Source organism: Methylacidiphilum sp. Yel (genome assembly GCF_004421185.1).
Taxonomy (GTDB): domain Bacteria; phylum Verrucomicrobiota; class Verrucomicrobiia; order Methylacidiphilales; family Methylacidiphilaceae; genus Methylacidiphilum.
This window is the reverse complement of sequence record NZ_LXQB01000012.1, coordinates 57,226-74,748: the sequence shown is the minus strand read 5'-3', so window position 1 is coordinate 74,748 and position 17,523 is coordinate 57,226. Positions and strand designations below refer to the sequence as shown.

Sequence of the window (17,523 nt, the reverse complement as noted above, 5' to 3'; positions counted from 1 at the left end):
AAGCTAGAATTTTGTTTGTATAAAAATATCAAAGTCTTTTTCTTACTTATTTTTAGCGGTTTTGTCTGTTTCTTTTCAGGCTGTGCCCCTTTTACAAACATCAAAATGGAACGTTTGAAAAAGCAGCCTTCTTTCTTAAATCTCACTGCACGACCTAAAAGATATAAAGGCAAAGAGGTTTTCCTTGGGGGAACGGTGGCAGCCTTAAAGAAAAGTGGCAAAAAAACCTACCTAGAAATTATAGAACTTCCATTGGATGATAGTGGCAAACCAGCAGTCGATTTCCCATCAGAAGGTAGATTTATAGCCGAAGTTCCTCAAGAAATCGATCCAACTTTTTTTTCTGTTGGAACAGCAGTTACTTTAACTGGTATGGTAGAAGGTAGGGCTCCTGGAATCATCCCTGAAGAAGGATCATTGTTTCCTCTTATACGCACAAAACGGATCTCTCCCTGGAAAGAACCGATGACTTATGGGAAAAATTCCACTAACTGGTATGATCAGCCAGAAGCCAATCTGCATGCTTGGGGTTGGGGACCGGGGGCATACTGGTGGTAAAATTGGATTATTGTCATTCATTGCGATTAATGCTATGTCTTCAAAAGACACGGGCATTTTCAAAATATCGGTCAAATTTTATTTTGGTTTTCCCCAGAACTAAAAAAAGGAGAAATAAAACCAATGTTTAGTTTTGATTTTTCCCTGCTCTATCCGTTGGGTCAGTTTGGCTTTGTCACGTTGGCAACCATTCTTTTCTATTTACTAAGTAGGCCAATAGGGCATTTGATAGAAAAAAAACTTACAGTCGATCCATCTCAAAGACCCCTTAGTTATCTTAAAGTCTTTCTTCAAAGTTTATGGCTTCCTCTTTGGATAGCTATTCTTTTTACGCTCTCCATTGTGGTGGCGATTTTCGCAACCATCTATGTAGAAGAACGCTTTTCAGTCACCATTTCTTTTATCGGCCTTTTCTGGGGATTGTCTTTCCTTTGGTATTTTGCTTTCTGGTGGTTTTTGTTCCGTCTGGCTAAAACCAATTTGGAAATAGTCAAACAGAAGTTTAGCAATAGAGAACAATTTAGAAATATCTTGGCTGCTCGGCTTGCTCGCATGCTCTACATTGTGATTCCTGTTATTGGCCTATCGGGGGTCTTTGAAATCTATCCTTTTCGTTCAGAAATAAGAGTAGTCTTAAACAAGATCTTTGAAATTTTACTCATTGTTCTTTTAGCGTACTTTTTTTTTGAGTCAGTTGCTATTGGTGGAGAATTTATTATCCATAGGTGGAAAAAAGCAGAGAATGATTTTACAAAAAGAAAAGTTTATACCCAGGTCAAAGTCATTGAAAGAATTCTGTATTTCTTAATCATTCTATTTGCCATTTCCTCCATTTTGATGTTATTCCCCGAAGTCAGACATATAGGGACAAGTATGCTGGCATCAGCCGGTGTTATAGGTATTGTCGTTGGATTTGCTGCCCAACACATTTTTTCGAACATTTTTGCAGGCATTCAATTAGCGATCACCCAACCGATTCGGCTTGGGGATATTGTCGTAGTCCAGGGATATTGGGGAACCATTGAAGAAATTACTCTTACTTATGTCGTAGTCCACGTATGGGATCATCGCAGGCTCATCCTTCCCATCAGCTATTTTACTTCGAATTTCTTCGAGAATTGGACTCGGCATTCCTCAGAAATCATGGGCACAGTGTATATTTATGTTGATTATTCCATTCCTGTCGATGCCTTACGAAAACAACTCCAAGAAATTCTTTCTTCCTGTCCACTCTGGGATCAAAAAGTCGCGATTATCCAAGTCACTGAGGCAACGGACAAAGCCATGGAAGTGCGGATTCTTTTGAGCGCCGAAAATTCTTCAAAACTTTGGGATCTCCGCTGCTTGGTTCGAGAAAAAATGATCGGCTATCTTCAACAAACTTTTCCTCAAAGCTTGCCCAAATACCGACTTGATTATGTCAACCACTGGACTTTTCAGGAGTCCATGGGAAGCTGTCACACAACAGTGCAAAAGAAGTAAAAATATCATTTTTAGTTGTTTTAGAACTGCTTTAATAGAGCTAAGATAAGGCGTTTATGGATAATCCGCTGTCGGCTAATCCGGTGCTTCCAAAGCCAAGAGCAAGGGAAGAGATTCATCAAGCGGTCATTTCGTTGATTGGAAATTTAAACCTGGCGAAAGGGTCGAAAGTACTTGATGTGCCAATGGGGCCAGGAGCCTTAAGTGTTATTTTATATCAGAATGGATACCAGGTTTTTGGAGTGGATATCGATTTAGAACAATCTGAGTCAGTCCAATCTTATGTTATTCGTAAAAAGGCTGATTTGAACGATTCGATTCCGTTTGAAGATGAATTTTTCGATCTTGCGGTTTCTTTAGAGGGAATCGAGCACCTTGAAAATCCATTTCAGTTTATTCGTGAAATTTCACGGGTGCTTCGTCAGGGAGGCTATTTCATTCTTTCCACTCCTAATATTTGCAATCTTGAAGAAAGACTTAATTATCTCTTCCGTGGAAGTTTTTATCGGTTCATTTCGCCAAATGAATTCGAAGCAAAAGGGAGTGGTTTTGACCACCAAAATCTTATGACTTGGGTAGAAATAAAACAGATTCTTGAATGGAATGGGTTAAAACCGCTTTTTCTGGAAAAAGACAAGATCAAATGGAGGCAGATCCTTTTTCTTTGGCCTTTAGGACTCCTTATTTGGCTTTATGGTAGACTGCAACCAGCTACTAGAAGAAAGAAGTATTGTATGGACGATAATGAGTCATTCCCAGTTATGTTTGGAGGCAGCAGTTTGATTAGTGTTTCTAAAAAGCTCTTAAAGAATGAAATATGAGTACATATTCAATTTACCATTCTGTACTTAAGAAAATAGAGCAGAGGATAGAGCTCTCTTCAAAGAAAAAGCTTTTAGATATTGGGAGTGGCAAAGGAGAGTTAATACGATTGGTCAAAGAAAAATGGGATTTGTCGACATTTGCTTGTGATTACACGGAGAAATGGATGGAAGTAAAAAATCAAAAAGTCGAGGTTGTAGATCTCAATACAGATCCCTTGCCTTATTCTGATAATTCTTTTGATATCATCACTTGTACCGAAGTGGTTGAACATCTTAATAATTATCGAAAGCTTCTCCAAGAAATGTATAGAGTTTTAAAGCCACAAGGATTAGTAGTGATTTCTACACCAAATTTGTTGAATCTCAAATCACGACTGCGGTTTTTTTCATTTGGTTTTTGGAACCTCTTTGGCCCTTTGCCATTCGATCGTATCCAAAGGGAAGATACTGATGGGCATATAAGCCCAGTCCACTTTTTCTATCTTGTTCATGGCCTCCATGAAGCTGGGTTTTCCAAGATAGAAATTTCCGTAGATAAATACCAAAGGTCATCGATGATTGCTCTTTTTTTCTTTTATCTACCGATTAAATTCTTTGGAGCCATTTCTTTTTTTAAAGAACAAGCTAAGTACCGGACTATTCAAAAAGAAAACCTCCCCTATGTCACTCTTGTCAATACTCTCGACTTAATGCTTGGGCGAACGGTTATTGCTACGGGTATGAAGCTTAATGAGAGATAAAGTAAAGATGAACCCCTTGCGAATAGCCATCGTTACATTGGAATATGGATATGAGGGAGGAGCCGAGCGATTTGTATGGCAGGTCACAGAACGAATCAGCCGCCTTCCTTTTATTGAAGTAAATCTTTTTGCTGCTCGATGGAAAGAAACTAATCCCAGGATTATTTGTCATCAAGTGCCTATTTTGAAAATCGGTCGATGTGCTACTCGGTTGTCTTTCTGTTGGAATGCGCATCAAATGGTTCAGAATGGAAAATACGACCTTGTTCATTGCCATGATTTGGTCGCTAACTGTGATGTCCTTACTTTTGGAGTTCCCCATTTATTCTGGGTAAAAGAAATTCAGAAAAAAAATACGCTTTCTCCCTATAACCATTTGATTCAATGGCTTGAAAAAAAAACACTCTATTCTAAGAGCCTTTCTTGGATTTTACCTAATTCTCAGCGTGCCAAAACTGCATTTGCTCAGTATTATTCTGATCTTCTCTCAAAGGTGCAAGTTGTAAGCCCCGGAGTGGAGTTCGATCGGTTTTGTCAGGATAGGGATAGAACTGAACAGAGAGAGAAAATATTGAATAGATTTGGATGGCACCAGTCGCATCTTCTTGGGCTATTTGTTGGAAATAACTGGAAACTTAAAGGATTGCCTCAAATCTGTCTTGGTATAGCTGAAGCAAAAAAAAGAGGGCTGATAATCAATCTTCTGGTCGTTGGGAGAGGAGATCACGAAGCGATGGGCTCTTTTTTGAGGGCAAAAGGAATTGCCAATCAGGTAGGTTTCATAGGCTTAGTCTCAGAGGAAATCGAAAATTTTTATAAAGCTGCTGATTTTTTTATTCTTCTTTCTCGATTTGAGAGTTTTGGGATGGTGGTCTTAGAAGCTATGGCCTCGGCTCTGCCAGTTATTTTATCAGCTGATATTGGAGCATGGGATGTTGCGATTGAAGGGGTCAATGCTCTGAAGATTGTCAATGCAGAAGATCCACAGGAAATAGCGATGGCTTATAGCAAACTTTCTGATCCGTTAGTAAGAAAAAAAATGGGGCATAATGCTCGCGAAACAGCAAAAAAGTACGATTGGAGTAAAGTTGTAGAGGCAACACTACGTATTTATTCTTTAGTCTTAAAAGAAAAAAAACTTCTTCAGCAATCTGATCGGATCCTCAAAAGCGTTGGATTGAGTCTTGATTAAAGTCAAATTTTTCTTCTATCTTCAATAAGGCTTCGGTAATTCCTAAAGAGGCTTCTTTTTTGGCTACATACCCCCCTTGCTTGATAACCTTCTCTTTTACTTCCTTCACAGCATTTGCAGGACAGGCCAGATGGGAAGCCAATTGTATTTCAAGCATGGGTAAATCATTGAAATGGTCACCACAGGCCATGGAATTTTTAGGACTTATTCCCAGAAGCCGCTGGATCTGCTTCAAAGCCGATCCCTTATGAAAGTCTTTGTGGGCAAAACGAAAATAAACAAAATTACGGTGGTAAGTTAAAAAAGGAAAATTTTGCAGTTGTTGATCTATATACAAAGAGATCTGATCAGCCTCCTGGTTAGTAGAAGCTTCCACTTCAATAGGCGACCACGATGAACTATGAATTTTGGCCTTTGTATGAAGAATTAAGTAGTTGGCAAGGTCTTCAAAGAAAAACCCTATGGTATCAAATAAAATTTTATGTGAGTTTCTGCATTTGAGATTCCACTCTTCGTGAGGAAAAATCTGAAAGCCTTGGACTTTAAATATTTCTTTTTCGTAAAGAACTACCCAATCTGGTAAAAGGGGGATTTGGAGCCTGTTCAATTCTTCAAAAAGACTTTCCCAGCTTCTTCCTGTATTGATTACCCATAGAAAAGTATCCTCCCTTTTTTTCTTATGGAGTAATTCATAAAACTCTGTGGCAATTTTTCTTTCCTCTCCAACAGAAAGGAGCGTGCCATCGAAATCAGTACAAAAAAGAAATGGAGTCCTCACACTGTCCTTTCTTTATGTGGTTGATTGTTGTTCAGCCCATTTGTCCATCCCTAATTCATTGGCATTTTGCCCAAAAAAAAAATAGCAGAGTGTGATTAGCATATTATTTTGCTATGTTTAAAAAAAGTTTCAAAGAAAATCCCTTCTTTTTAGAGAGTAAATGCCTTGAACGGCTCCTAGATAGAGGATTGAGAGCTATAATGGACAGCAATCAACTCTAGCTCTCTGTAGTTTTGGTTTTCCTATGGGCAGGTGATCCAGCTTGCTTTCTAAATGGAAAAACTCTTGATATTGTGGTGACCACCTCCCCAGATGGATCCGGCTAAACTAGCAAAAACAGAGGAGCAGCGCTTCTATTTCTGAATAAAGAAAATATTTAGCAGAAGTAAATCTGGAAAAATGATTTATTAAAAAAATCAAAAATATAAATAAAATAGATTATGAAAAGTATTTTTTCGTATAATTTTTTGTTTTTTATGAATTACTTAATATATTTTTAATAACAAATAACTTATAAATATCATTTTTGTAATATTATCTCCACATATTTGCCATAATAAATTCACATAAAATTTCATGATTTTGTGCTATTTTTCATTAAACTTGCTGGACGATTATTTAAAATCCTTATTCTTAGTCAAATAGAGCAAATAAAAGGATTTTGGGTAGTATATTTTTATAATAAAAAACTATTAGAAAAGGTATTTATATGATTGAGTTTTTTTTCAAGGGTGGCCCAGTGATGTGGCCGATATTAATCCTTGGACTAGTGACTTTAGCAGCGCTATTGGAAAGGGTTTTTTTCTATCTTGCCGAACAAAGCGCAAGGAATCCGAAGCTTGTGAAAAAGATCCTTGAACTGACTGAAAAAGGAGAGTACGAGGAAGCGATAGCGATAGGTGAAAAATCAAAATTTGTTGTGGCTCAAGTTCTGGTTGAAGGCTTAAGGCATAGAAATAGCATGCCTGTGGATGCAATGCTTGAGGCAGCTAGTGCCCAGATAGAAAAGTATTCTCGTGGGCTTGTGATTCTTGATACGGCTGTAACCCTTGGACCTCTTTTAGGACTGCTGGGGACGGTAACGGGGATGATGCATGCTTTTAGTATTGTTGGCACTGGAGAAATTGCAGGCAAACAAGCGGCAATCACCGGAGGCGTAGCCGAATCTCTCATTGCCGTGAGCTTTGGTTTGGCCATTGCCATTATTGCCATTATTCCATTGAATTTTTTCAATGCGCGTACTGAAAAAGTCAGAAGAGAAATAGAGGGATATTGTACGCGGCTTGAAATGATCCTCAAAAAGCCACTGAAAGTGAGCAATCAAAAGGTGGATATGGAAATGGTTCGATAAAAAGGGAGTAGGAAGCCAAAAAAAAATTGGCAAATTAAAGGAGTGTATAGAGATGAAAATTCATGTCCAGACTGAAAAACATCGCCCGAGGTTAGAAATCATCCCTTTTATTGATGTGATGTTTTTCCTGTTAGCAACCTTTATGATCGTTTCGTTGACGATGGTCAAAAACGAGACTATCCAGATTAAACTTCCCAAAAGCACCACGGCTGTCTCTCAACCCCCACCTGATCAGATAACTGTCAAAGTGCTCGAAGAGGGCAATTTTCTTTTTGATAAAGAAAAAGTGCTTTCTCAAGAGTTATCGTCGAAGTTGAATCAGATTAAAGCTTCTAATCCAGATCCCAAAATATTCGTTACAGGAGAACCTAACGCTTGTTTTGAGCTTGTAGTCAAGATAATTGATGAGGCTCGAAAAATTGGGATCAATAAGATAGCCATTCAGACAACCAAACCTCAATCTCAAACTCAAAAAAACGGATTAGCCAATGGAACGTAACGATTATATTGGATATTTCTTTTCTTTGTTGATCCATGCGACCCTTCTGTTTATTGTTGGGTATTTTTTTATTCAAAAAGTGGAATATGGAATTAGTGCTGGTGAAAGCACTGTGGACGTTGATCTTATAAATGTTCAAGAAACGCCCATTCCTCCAGAACCGGTTCCCACTCCGATTCCAGAAGAAATGGCGCAGCCTCAGGAAGCACCCAAACCTGTGGTTCAACCTCCTCTGAAGCCTAAAGCGGTCCAAAAGCCAAAGGGCATACCTCAAGCCACTAAAACACCAGCAGGCAAAATGACGATGCCTGGATATCTTAAAAATCCAGCGCCCCCCTATCCCGCAGCGGCAAAAGCCGCAGGACATCAGGGATTGGTCATTTTACGAGTGCATGTTTCCTCCTCTGGTTATCCGACTTCAGTAACAATCGGTAAATCTTCTGGTTATCCGGAATTAGATCAGGCAGCAGAAAATACAGTAAAAAAATTCTGGAGATTTAAACCACCCACGATGCTTGGCCTCCCTATTGATGTAGATGTAGATGTCCCTATCCGTTTCAAGATCAATTGATGGAAAGAATTCTTTAGAATAAAAAAAGCCTCTTTCTGCTTGCATTCCTTCTTACTTCCTGTTTTCAAAAATTTTTTTGGTTGTCTTCTCTAACTTTTCTACCAAAGTATCCTGTATATGGATTTTCCGACTCTCAAGGAGTTTCTTCAGATTGCAGCTACTGCCAATGTTATCCCGTTAGTAAGAGAAATCATAGCCGATCTGGACACCCCAGTTTCGGCTTATCTTAAAATTTCTTATGCTTCCCGATACTCCTTCCTTTTTGAATCTGCTGACCGTGGGAAATTTGGACGTTATTCCTATCTTGGCGCTGATCCCTATTTTATCATTAGTGCTTATGGCAGAAAGATCACAATAGAATATCGAGACGGGAAAAAAGTGGACTTTTGGACCGATTCCAATCCACTAAACGAATTAAAAAAAATGATGGATAGGTATAAGCCATTCCCTATTCCTCAACTGCCAGATTTTTTTGGGGGAATAGTGGGTTATTTGGGATACGAAATGGTTCACTTTTTCGAGCCATCGGTTCCAAGGGCTCGAAAAGACGACTTAGGGGTTCCTGATCTTTGTTTTCTTCTAGCCGACACATTAATCATTTTTGATCATCAAGAAAGAAAAATGTTTCTTATCGCCAATGCCATAATCGAAAACAATGCCTTAGATGCCTATGAAAAAGCAAAGAGGAAATTAGACGATTTCCAAGAGGCTCTCTCCAAACCGTTGTATCACCCTCTTTTTTTGAGGAATTCGGACTGTGGATATGAACTGCCACTAGAAGTCAATATGACAAAGGAAGAATACATTTCGATGACTGAAAAAATGCAGGAATATATTAGGGCGGGAGATATTTTTCAGGTCGTCCCTTCCCAAAGATGGCATACCCCATGCAAAAAGGATCCTATAGATGTTTATAGAGCCTTAAGGTTAATTAATCCTTCTCCTTATATGTTTTGCTTGAAATTTAAGGATTTTTCTTTAGTAGGTTCCTCTCCAGAAGTCCATGTTCGGTTCGACAAGCCAAAAGTCTATGTGAGACCTATAGCCGGAACAAGGCCTAGGGGACAAAATTCTCCTGAAGAAGAAGCAAAGATTGTTGAGGAGCTCATAAATGACCCAAAGGAAAAAGCCGAGCATATTATGCTTGTTGATTTAGCTCGAAATGATATTGGAAGGGTCTGTGCTTTTAATTCGATCATTGTCAAAGAACTAATGGTTATTGAAAAATACAGTCATGTGATCCATATGGTTTCTTCTGTGGAGGGAATAGCTCGCGAAGGAATTTCTCCTTTTGATGTTTTAGAAGCAACCTTTCCTGCAGGAACTGTAACAGGAGCCCCTAAAGTCAGGGCTATGCAAATCATATCTCAATTAGAACCTACTTGCAGGGGACCGTATGCGGGCATTGTGGGATGTTTGAGCTTTTCTGGCTATTTGGATAGCTGTATAGCTATCAGAACCATTTTGATAAAAAATGGGTATGCGTATCTTCAAGCTGGAGGCGGTCTAGTTGCGGATAGTACTCCTATTGGGGAATACCTTGAATCTTCGAATAAAGCGAAAGCGGGTATGAAAGCCCTTGCTTTAGTAGAGTCTTTCCTGTAGGATAGGATGTCGTTAGAAGCCTTGGATTTTATGCTTCTTGTCATCGATAACTACGATTCTTTTACTTACAATCTTGTACAGTATTTCGGAGAGCTTGGGATCGAGCCGACAGTTTATAGAAATGATCAGATCAGCGTTGAAGCCGTTGCTGCCCTTTCTCCCAAGTTTATTGTCATCTCGCCAGGTCCTAAAGGTCCTGCCGATGCAGGAATATCTTGTGAGATTATTGATCGATTAGGTCCATTTATTCCTATTCTTGGGGTCTGTCTAGGGCATCAATGCATTGGACATGTGTATGGAGCTAAAGTAGTAAGGGCTAAGAGATTAATGCATGGGAAAACCTCTTTCATTCATCATAGCGGAGAGGGGCTTTTTTGGGGTTTGCCTAACCCATTTGAAGCCACCCGATACCATTCATTGATTGTAGAAAAAGAGAGTATACCACCTTGTCTCCACATTACTGCCTGGACAGAAGATGACGAAGTAATGGGCTTATCTCATGAAAAATATCCTGTATTTGGGGTTCAATTTCATCCAGAATCCATTTTGACTAGAGAAGGAAAAAGAATTTTAAAAAACTTTTTATCCTTAAGAAAACAACATATTTTTTAATTTTTCATTTTAATCTTTGAAAGACCATGGAATTTCTTCTTTCCGATCCTACTTTTGCAATGGCCTGTGAGCAGTTCCATAGAGTTGCCAGTTTTTTAGGGTTATCAGAAAAGACAAGAGAAATCATCAAATGGCCGCAAAGATCTCTTACTGTTAGCTTTCCAGTCAAAATGGACAATGGAACTATTCGGATGTTTGTGGGCTATAGGGTGCAACATCATCTTGCTTTAGGTCCAACAAAAGGAGGCATACGGTTTGATCCCGATGTCACCTTAGGAGAAATATCGGCTTTAGCGATGTGGATGAGCTGGAAATGCGCCTTAGTAGGTTTGCCCTTTGGGGGAGCCAAAGGTGGAGTAGCTTGTAAACCAAGCGAAATGAGTAAAAAAGAACTCGAAGGTTTGACTAGAAGATATACTCAAGAGCTGATTCCTTTTATTGGCCCTCAGAAAGATATTCCCGCACCGGACATTGGGACTAATGAACAAATAATGGCATGGATGATGGATACGTATTCAATGCAGGTAGGCTATACAGCGCCAGGGGTTGTTACTGGCAAACCGGTGACAATCGGTGGCTCCCTGGGAAGAAGAGAAGCTACAGGAAGAGGAGTGGCTTTTCTTGTTAAAAAAGTGAGCGAAATTTTAAAAATGTCGAATCCTCTTCGGATCATTGTCCAAGGTTTTGGCAACGTGGGATCCGTTAGTGTTAGACAACTTGTCGAGCAAGGAGCGGTCCTCATCGGTGTTTCCGATTTAAGTGGGGCGCTTTATAATCCTAAAGGAATAAATTGTGCCCATCTGTGTGCCTATAAAGAAAAAACAGGCAGGTTGGCAGGATTTCCGGAAGCGGATCCAATTGATGGTTTCGATTTGCTTTGCCAACGCTGTGATGTGTTAATCCCAGCAGCCAAAGAAAGAGTGATAACTAAAAAAAATGCCGGAAAATTACAATGCCGTATTTTAGCTGAAGGAGCAAATGGTCCGACAACACCAGAAGCTGATAAAATCTTGGAAGAAAGAAAGGATATCTTTATCATACCTGATATTTTATGCAATTCAGGAGGTGTAATTGTGAGTTATTTTGAATGGGTACAAGATATGCAAAGCTATTTTTGGTCGGAAAGAGAAGTTTTTGATGCTCTCTATCGAATTCTCTCTGCAACGTTGCATTCTGTTATGAAATTTTCTCAGGAAAAAAAAGTCTCCACTAGAATGGCAGCTCTATCCCTAGGCATTAAAAAAGTAGCTGAAGCTAAAGAGATGCGTGGGGTTTTCCCTTAGGCTCCCTTCCCATTGGGAATTCGGACTGTTTTTTTAAATAGGCGATTGAAAGAATTGTCATACAACTTCCAGTTTTCGATGCTACACTTTTCTTTTGCTACTCTTTCGTATATGGATCGATGGAATGTTTTGAAAACAAGCAAAAGAATCCACGTTTTGTTTTGTTTTTTGTTTTTTTCTTTGTTGGCAATGCAACAGGGAATAAGCCAAGAGGCTTTAAATCGCGCAGATAAGCCCCAGTCAGCGACTAATTATCTAAGGAATTCTGGAGGAGGGGAAGCTTCCATATCCCAACCTGCCGAGCCTGTGTTGCGTGGTGCGATGGTGAAACTAACGGATTTTGGATCTGATGATGTGGGCTATCTTTCGATTCCAGATCAGGAGCCGAAAGGTGGTGTGGTTCTTGTCCCAGGGATTTGGGGGTTAAATCAAGGCATAAAATTCCTTGCGGACCATTTTTCAAAAGATGGATATGTGGCTTTAGCTGTGGATCTTTTTAACGGTATCGTTCCGAAGGATAGCTCCTCTGCTGCTGATTTGAGAAGATTTGTTAGAGAAGAATCTGCTTTGAACGTTATAGCCGCTGCTGTCCGATTTCTTCATGAGAGTCCTAGATTTCACACGACAAAGGTAGGAGTGGTTGGTTGGGATATCGGTGGGGAATACACATTAGAAGCTGCGATCACAGTAAAAGGAATAAACGCTGTAGTCATTTATTATGGAGAAGTGAATCTTGAAAAAAGAAAACTTTCCAAACTTCGAGTCCCAGTGTGCTACTTTTATGCTGAAAAGGATCAAACGGTTTCGAAAGAAAAAATAATTCATTTTGTCAATGCTTTGGAAGAAGAAAAAAAACCACTCTCATTTTACAGTTTTGATGCTCAACATGGCTTTGCTGATCCTGCAAGTACAAATTACGATCCTACCACTGCCGAAGCAGCGTGGAAAATTTCAATCAATTTTTTAGAAAAAGAGTTTAATACCATTAAAAAAGAGACAGGATTCTTGGATAGGATTATCCATAGCAAAGAGTAATACAGAGGACAGTTTTTACCATCGTTATGCAACGGCGGCCAGAGCTTTTTTCTCCACCGGCTTCACATTTGTCAGAACTCGCCATAGGGCCGTTTAGGACGGCCAAACCATGCGCCAGGATATTCCTTGCCGCATTCACCTCCCGGTCGTGGATGCTTCCACACTCCGGGCACACCCACTCGCAAATGGCCAGTGGCAGTGTTTCCTGGACCCTCCCCCATGCCGAACAGCTCCAGTTGTCGCCGAAACTCGAAGAAACCCATGTCGGATAGAAAGCAGGCAAGATTACCGGTTCTTCTCCATGCCGCCCACTTTCAGCTCTTTGACGAGGACGCGGTGAAATCGTCGCCTGAGCCATGAGGTGAGCTTGTGTAAGCCCTCCTGCCGGATGTTGGCAATACGGGCATGGAGCTTGGACAGTCGGACTCTGGCCTTTTGGGCATTTCCCGATATGGGCAACCGCAAGCCTTTGGGAATCGGTGTGTGGTCCGCAAGGCCCAACGTCTTCCTGGCCACCTGGTGTTTGCGCAAGAGACTGCAAGACAGTCGCCCCAATCGCTTGAGCAAGGCCCTGTGCGGCTTAGGACCGAGTACCTTTTCTCCTTGTGGAGAGTGTTGCCATGGCCGATACCCCCCAAATCCACCCCGGTCGCGCCTTGGTTTTCAGAAGGACAGAGGGGGATAGCGTCGGCAGCGACGGTGATGCTGACAAACCACCGGTCCGCCATCCGGGAGACGGTAGCGGAGATGAGCTTGCCCCTAAAACGCAACGCCTCCCGCATCCGTACCCACCCCAGATGGGGGATGCGGATGNNATCTGTGGCGCGTTCTTTCCGGACACCATCCAGCAGTTTCTGGTTCTTGCCCAAGCGACTAGCGATAGAGCCGTGCACTGAACACCGTGATGCTCTCCAGCACGTCCTTGGCTAAATCTTCTTCAAAGGTCCTGTCCTCACCCTGGTTGAGGATGACCACTTCCAGGTTTTTTGCCTCGCAGATTGCGAACATCAGTTCCGCTCCAAAGCCCGTCAGTCGGTCCTTGTGGGTAATGACCAGGCACCCAACTTCACCGCCGATGATCGCATCCAGCAGGCGCTTCAGGCCTTTTTTGTTGTAGTTCATGCCAGGACCCAGGTCCGCGATCAGCTCGAATGTCCAGCCTTGCCGGGGGCACAGAACAGCTCAAGAACCTGTTTTTTTCCCTTCCAGATCGTCCTTCTGGTCGTGACTGGACAGACGGGCATAGGCGGCAATGATGCGGCCTACCTTCTCCGGCGCATGAAATTGGTCTAGCCGAAGCTGCGCAAGGTCGTAGCGTCGTCGCCCCCCTGCTGTGGGTTCATTGGGTAGGAGCTTGCCCTCGCGCTCCCAGCGTCGCAGTGTTTGCGGCGCAACCCCCAGGAGCTCGGCGGCCTCTTGAATGCTGACCAGCTTGAGCGACAGGTTTAGAATGTACATTTATGAGAAGGAAAAAGTAACTTGTATAGAAACTGTTCAAGCCATCTTGGCTCAGGTGCTGGGGGTCGTGGCGATGGTTACCATTATTATTCTGCTTTCCCTCTAAAAGACTCAAAGCTGCAAGCATCCAAGCTAATTTCCTATTCTTTGGTATCCTTTAACAGGGATTTTTTTTCCCAATCGTAATTCATTAGGCTATCGGAAAATTGGAATAGACAAGAAAAGACTCTTCCTATATCTGGACTAGAACTATGAATGACTCTGAGAACAACTGTCTGTTTGGATTTTGGCTACACTTCATAGGCAAGCCAAAGGAATCTAGCCAAAACAGTTTGCTCTCAACTGTTTTTGTTATCTAGTACAAATTTTTCGTATTGACCCGAACAAAAAGAACAGTTATCCAACATTCCATGCATTCAGGAAGGCTTTTTTTAAAAAAGGAAAATGAGATTGGGGACAACAAAAAGCTTCCTTCTGTCCCCCTTTCTTTAGTGGAAGAAACCTTAAATTTTCCACATAAAGTGGAAGAGACGATTAAAAAAGCACAAAGATATCTTCTTTCTATACAAAAAGAAGATGGGCATTGGGTAGGGGAATTGTTTGTGGATGTGACGCTTGCTTGCGATTCCATTCACTTGATGCATTGGAGAGGAAAGATTGACTACAAAAAACAGAAACGATTAGTAAAGCATATCCTAGATAGGCAGCTTCCTGATGGCGGATGGAATATTTATCCTGGAGGTCCCAGTGAAGTCAATGCCACAGTCAAAGCCTATTTTGCCCTTAAATTAGCTGGTTTCTCTCCAGATGAACCTTTAATGGCTAAAGCACGCTCTACTATTCTTAGGCTTGGAGGAATACCTAAGTGCATGACTTACACAAAGCTGGGGCTAGCCCTTCTAGGGGTTTATCCATGGGACCGCCTTCCTGTTATCCCCCCAGAAATTATCCTTTTCCCGAATTGGTTCCCTTTCAATCTCTATGAAATATCGGCTTGGAGCCGGACCATGCTTGTTCCCCTATCTATTATCCATCATTTTAAGCCGACAAGAGTTCTCCCTGAAAAATTGCAGCTGCATGAACTCTTCCCCTATGGGACGGAACGTGGGAAGTTTTCCTGGCTAAAGAAAGGGGCAAAATATTTATCTAAAGAAGGTTTATTCTTAGCTTGTGATAAATTTTTACAATATTGGGATAAGACTTCATTGAAGCCCTTTAGGAAAATGGCGATAGAAAAAGCTGAAAAATGGATATTAGAGCGTATAGCTGTCGGATCCGATGGCCTGGGAGCTATTTTCCCAGCAATGCATTATGCGATCATGGCGTTGATTGCTCTAGGATATACCGAAGACAATCCGATCCTAAAAAAGGCTATTGCTGATTTCGAGGCCTTAGAAGTAGACGATCAGAAAAACGATGATTTAAGGATACAACCCTGCTTTTCTCCACTTTGGGATACAGCCGTTAGCCTAGTGGCTTTGGCTGAATCAGGTTATGAAAGAAATGCTCCCCAGCTGAAGAAAGCCGCTCATTGGATAATAAACAGAGAAATAAGAATCAAAGGGGATTGGCATGTTAGAAATCCCCATCCTGAAGCTAGTGGTTGGGCTTTCGAGTATAACAACATGTATTATCCAGATGTGGATGATACCCTAATGGTGCTTTTGGCCCTGCGATTGATTGATATAGATGATAAGATAAAGAAAGAGGAAGTGATTCAGAGAGCTTTACGATGGGTTATCAGTTTTCAATGTAAGAATGGAGGGTGGGCTGCTTTTGATAAAAACGTTTATAAAAAATGGCTAGAAGATGTTCCCTTTGCTGATCATAATGCGATACTTGATCCGCCATGTTCAGATATAACAGCAAGAGCTTTAGAATTATTTGGCAAAATGGGGATTAGAAGAAATGAGAAGTTTGTTCAAAAAGCGATTCGTTATCTAAAAGAAACGCAAGAAAGTGATGGCTCTTGGATGGGAAGGTGGGGAGTCAATTATATCTATGGGACATGGCAGGCCTTAAGAGGGTTGCAGGCGATTGGAGAAGACATGACTCAGGAATGGATTTTAAGGGCTAGGGATTGGCTAGAGTCTTGTCAGAATGAAGATGGTGGATGGGGAGAAACTCCAGCCTCTTATGATAATCCTCAACTCAAAGGAAAAGGACCGAGTACGGCTTCTCAAACTGCTTGGGCTATAAGTGGCATTATGGCATGTGGAGACATTTTCCGACCAAGCATTGCACGGGGAATTAAATATTTATGTGAACGACAACTTTCTGATGGATCTTGGGCTGAGGAATTCTTAACTGGCACCGGTTTCCCTGGCGTTTTTTACTTGAAATACGATATGTACAGAAATGCATGGCCTCTACTTGTCATTGGGGAGTATTATAGGCAATATCAACAAGCTAAAGAACGTTCTACCTATTGGGTAGATGCAACTCTTGGGTGCATGGAAAAGAGGCTTTCAGCTGTATGATAGCCATTGGATTTGCTATCGAACATGAAGGAAAGGAGATATTGGACCATGTTCTTAAGGGAAAAAAGGAAGTGGAAGGACATGTTTTTTATTTAGGACAATATGCTCGCAAAGCTATCTGTGGTATGGTATTAGGGATGGGAAAAAGAAAGTCTGCCCGAAGTGCCGAACTCTTATTAAGGAATTTTTCACCTTCCCTATTTATTTTAGCTGGCTATTCTGGTGCCTTGGTTCCTGGAATCCGTAAAGGAGAGGTATGCGCTGTAGAAAATTACCTCTCCGAAGAACTACGTCCCATTCTTTTAGGTCAAGGATTGCCTCTTTATAAGACTGTCTGTTCTGATGTTATTGTAGCAGACCCGGAAAGCAGATCAAAAATGGCGCAACTTTCCGCTTCTCAAATTGTCGATATGGAAACTGAAGCCGTCTATAATACCGTCCAGGCACATGGAGTGGCTTTTTGTTCGATTCGGGTTATTAGTGATGAGTATGGAGATAGGCTACCAGTGGGAGCAATAATGTCTTCTTGGGATTCAGAAAGAGGGGAATCCAAACCCTTCTCTCTTCTTCGTTATCTTATGAACCATCCTAAAGAAACAGTCCCTTTTTTTCAGTTTGTTTCTACTTTACCTAAGATTCGCAGAACGTTGACCAAGGTAATTCTTACGCTTATTTATAATTTAGAAATATAAGGAACTAAATTTATGAACAACGTTTTTCCTTTACAGTTGAATATTAACCTTACCCCAATGGCTCTTTCAAAGATTAAAAAGCTAACTGAGTCTCATCCTGGATATATGTTACGGCTTTCGGTAGCAAAAGGTGGATGCGCCGGCAACGAATATCAACTAGAACTAGCCCTACCCAAGGAAAAGGATATTCGGTTAAAAATAGAAGATGTTTTTGTGGCTATCGATTCAGAAAGTAGTCATTTATTAGCCGGTTCAACCATTGATTATAAAGAGGGTCTAACCCAAGGTGGATTTAGAATCATCAATCCTCAAGCTAAATCGACCTGTGGGTGTGGTTCTTCTTTTCAGGTTTAATTTCTGTTT

General features: G+C 41.1%; 18 protein-coding genes and 1 pseudogene. 15 read left to right on the top strand and 4 right to left on the bottom strand.

All coding sequences use genetic code 11. The annotated features are described in order from the left end of the window. The first annotated feature begins 15 nt into the window (after positions 1-15). The 5 genes from A7Q09_RS02460 (at position 16) to A7Q09_RS02440 (ending at position 4,796) form a co-directional block, all read left to right on the top strand. Positions 16-558, top strand: a complete 543-nt coding sequence (locus A7Q09_RS02460) for a Slp family lipoprotein (protein ID WP_279636282.1) — start codon at positions 16-18, stop codon at positions 556-558. 123 nt (positions 559-681) lie between these two features. Continuing rightward, positions 682-2,040, top strand: coding sequence for a mechanosensitive ion channel family protein (locus tag A7Q09_RS02455; protein ID WP_134389724.1), 1,359 nt, complete (start codon positions 682-684; stop codon positions 2,038-2,040). 56 nt (positions 2,041-2,096) lie between these two features. Beyond that, positions 2,097-2,861: a bifunctional 2-polyprenyl-6-hydroxyphenol methylase/3-demethylubiquinol 3-O-methyltransferase UbiG gene (locus A7Q09_RS02450; RefSeq protein WP_134389723.1), complete on the top strand. Its 765-nt coding sequence runs from the start codon at positions 2,097-2,099 to the stop codon at positions 2,859-2,861. Continuing rightward, entirely contained in the window at positions 2,858-3,604 is a 747-nt protein-coding gene (locus tag A7Q09_RS02445) for a bifunctional 2-polyprenyl-6-hydroxyphenol methylase/3-demethylubiquinol 3-O-methyltransferase UbiG (RefSeq protein ID WP_134389722.1), read from the top strand. Before A7Q09_RS02450 ends, A7Q09_RS02445 begins: the two co-directional genes overlap by 4 nt. A gap of 7 nt (positions 3,605-3,611) precedes the next feature. Beyond that, positions 3,612-4,796 carry a glycosyltransferase family 4 protein gene (locus A7Q09_RS02440; RefSeq protein ID WP_244228470.1) on the top strand — a complete coding sequence of 395 codons (1,185 nt, stop codon included), beginning with the start codon at positions 3,612-3,614 and terminating at the stop codon, positions 4,794-4,796. Here A7Q09_RS02440 and A7Q09_RS02435 read toward each other — a convergent pair. Continuing rightward, positions 4,768-5,574, bottom strand: a complete 807-nt coding sequence (locus tag A7Q09_RS02435; RefSeq protein ID WP_134389720.1) for an HAD family hydrolase — start codon at positions 5,572-5,574, stop codon at positions 4,768-4,770. The two genes, A7Q09_RS02440 and A7Q09_RS02435, sit on opposite strands and share 29 nt — an antisense overlap. Positions 5,575-6,283: 709 nt before the next feature. Here A7Q09_RS02435 and A7Q09_RS02430 point away from each other — a divergent pair. The 7 genes from A7Q09_RS02430 (at position 6,284) to A7Q09_RS02400 (ending at position 12,530) form a co-directional block, all read left to right on the top strand. Further along, a complete protein-coding gene (locus tag A7Q09_RS02430) occupies positions 6,284-6,925 on the top strand; it encodes a MotA/TolQ/ExbB proton channel family protein (RefSeq protein WP_134389719.1) in 642 nt (213 codons plus the stop codon). A gap of 52 nt (positions 6,926-6,977) precedes the next feature. Next, entirely contained in the window at positions 6,978-7,424 is a 447-nt protein-coding gene (locus A7Q09_RS02425; protein ID WP_134389718.1) for a biopolymer transporter ExbD, read from the top strand. Continuing rightward, complete coding sequence (locus A7Q09_RS02420; RefSeq protein ID WP_134389717.1) at positions 7,414-7,995, top strand: energy transducer TonB; 582 nt, start codon at positions 7,414-7,416, stop codon at positions 7,993-7,995. Before A7Q09_RS02425 ends, A7Q09_RS02420 begins: the two co-directional genes overlap by 11 nt. Before the next feature lie 117 nt (positions 7,996-8,112). Further along, the gene (gene trpE / locus A7Q09_RS02415; RefSeq protein WP_134389716.1) at positions 8,113-9,600 is read left to right on the top strand and encodes an anthranilate synthase component I; all 1,488 of its coding nucleotides are present in this window, start codon (positions 8,113-8,115) and stop codon (positions 9,598-9,600) included. Positions 9,601-9,630: 30 nt separating this feature from the next. Next, positions 9,631-10,212: an aminodeoxychorismate/anthranilate synthase component II gene (locus A7Q09_RS02410; protein WP_134389750.1), complete on the top strand. Its 582-nt coding sequence runs from the start codon at positions 9,631-9,633 to the stop codon at positions 10,210-10,212. A gap of 26 nt (positions 10,213-10,238) precedes the next feature. Next, positions 10,239-11,495, top strand: a complete 1,257-nt coding sequence (locus A7Q09_RS02405; protein WP_134389715.1) for a Glu/Leu/Phe/Val dehydrogenase — start codon at positions 10,239-10,241, stop codon at positions 11,493-11,495. 78 nt (positions 11,496-11,573) lie between these two features. After that, positions 11,574-12,530, top strand: coding sequence for a dienelactone hydrolase family protein (locus tag A7Q09_RS02400; protein ID WP_134389749.1), 957 nt, complete (start codon positions 11,574-11,576; stop codon positions 12,528-12,530). On the opposite strand, the gene A7Q09_RS02395 is transcribed toward A7Q09_RS02400, so the two are convergent. The 3 genes and pseudogenes from A7Q09_RS02395 to A7Q09_RS02385 form a co-directional block, all read right to left on the bottom strand. Beyond that, positions 12,511-12,888 (bottom strand): zinc ribbon domain-containing protein, encoded by a 378-nt coding sequence (locus tag A7Q09_RS02395; protein ID WP_134389714.1) that lies wholly within the window; start codon positions 12,886-12,888, stop codon positions 12,511-12,513. The genes A7Q09_RS02400 and A7Q09_RS02395 overlap by 20 nt on opposite strands. After that, positions 12,816-13,046 (bottom strand): transposase, encoded by a 231-nt coding sequence (locus A7Q09_RS11215; protein WP_347877491.1) that lies wholly within the window; start codon positions 13,044-13,046, stop codon positions 12,816-12,818. The genes A7Q09_RS02395 and A7Q09_RS11215 overlap by 73 nt, the downstream gene beginning before the upstream one ends. 299 nt (positions 13,047-13,345) lie before the next feature. Next, positions 13,346-13,988: pseudogene (locus A7Q09_RS02385) on the bottom strand (IS607 family transposase); the annotation flags it as partial. 374 nt (positions 13,989-14,362) lie between these two features. Between A7Q09_RS02385 and shc the strand changes: the two are divergent. Genes shc through A7Q09_RS02370 form a run of 3 tightly spaced genes read left to right on the top strand, consistent with a single transcriptional unit; the run spans position 14,363 to position 17,514 of the window. Further along, a complete protein-coding gene (gene shc, locus A7Q09_RS02380; protein ID WP_244228468.1) occupies positions 14,363-16,468 on the top strand; it encodes a squalene--hopene cyclase in 2,106 nt (701 codons plus the stop codon). After that, positions 16,465-17,160: a nucleoside phosphorylase gene (locus tag A7Q09_RS02375; protein WP_134389713.1), complete on the top strand. Its 696-nt coding sequence runs from the start codon at positions 16,465-16,467 to the stop codon at positions 17,158-17,160. The genes shc and A7Q09_RS02375 overlap by 4 nt, the downstream gene beginning before the upstream one ends. Before the next feature lie 12 nt (positions 17,161-17,172). Further along, positions 17,173-17,514: an iron-sulfur cluster assembly accessory protein gene (locus A7Q09_RS02370; RefSeq protein WP_134389712.1), complete on the top strand. Its 342-nt coding sequence runs from the start codon at positions 17,173-17,175 to the stop codon at positions 17,512-17,514. Positions 17,515-17,523: the final 9 nt, after the last annotated feature.

Coding starts and splice junctions, on each gene's coding strand:
- A7Q09_RS02455 (WP_134389724.1), top strand. CDS start 682: ATGTTTAGTTTTGATTTTTCCCTGCTCTATCCGTTGGGTCAGTTTGGC.
- A7Q09_RS02450 (WP_134389723.1), top strand. CDS start 2,097: ATGGATAATCCGCTGTCGGCTAATCCGGTGCTTCCAAAGCCAAGAGCA.
- A7Q09_RS02445 (WP_134389722.1), top strand. CDS start 2,858: ATGAGTACATATTCAATTTACCATTCTGTACTTAAGAAAATAGAGCAG.
- A7Q09_RS02440 (WP_244228470.1), top strand. CDS start 3,612: ATGAACCCCTTGCGAATAGCCATCGTTACATTGGAATATGGATATGAG.
- A7Q09_RS02430 (WP_134389719.1), top strand. CDS start 6,284: ATGATTGAGTTTTTTTTCAAGGGTGGCCCAGTGATGTGGCCGATATTA.
- A7Q09_RS02425 (WP_134389718.1), top strand. CDS start 6,978: ATGAAAATTCATGTCCAGACTGAAAAACATCGCCCGAGGTTAGAAATC.
- A7Q09_RS02420 (WP_134389717.1), top strand. CDS start 7,414: ATGGAACGTAACGATTATATTGGATATTTCTTTTCTTTGTTGATCCAT.
- trpE (WP_134389716.1), top strand. CDS start 8,113: ATGGATTTTCCGACTCTCAAGGAGTTTCTTCAGATTGCAGCTACTGCC.
- A7Q09_RS02410 (WP_134389750.1), top strand. CDS start 9,631: ATGCTTCTTGTCATCGATAACTACGATTCTTTTACTTACAATCTTGTA.
- A7Q09_RS02405 (WP_134389715.1), top strand. CDS start 10,239: ATGGAATTTCTTCTTTCCGATCCTACTTTTGCAATGGCCTGTGAGCAG.
- A7Q09_RS02400 (WP_134389749.1), top strand. CDS start 11,574: ATGCTACACTTTTCTTTTGCTACTCTTTCGTATATGGATCGATGGAAT.
- A7Q09_RS02395 (WP_134389714.1), bottom strand. CDS start 12,888: ATGGCTCAGGCGACGATTTCACCGCGTCCTCGTCAAAGAGCTGAAAGT.
- A7Q09_RS02375 (WP_134389713.1), top strand. CDS start 16,465: ATGATAGCCATTGGATTTGCTATCGAACATGAAGGAAAGGAGATATTG.
- A7Q09_RS02370 (WP_134389712.1), top strand. CDS start 17,173: ATGAACAACGTTTTTCCTTTACAGTTGAATATTAACCTTACCCCAATG.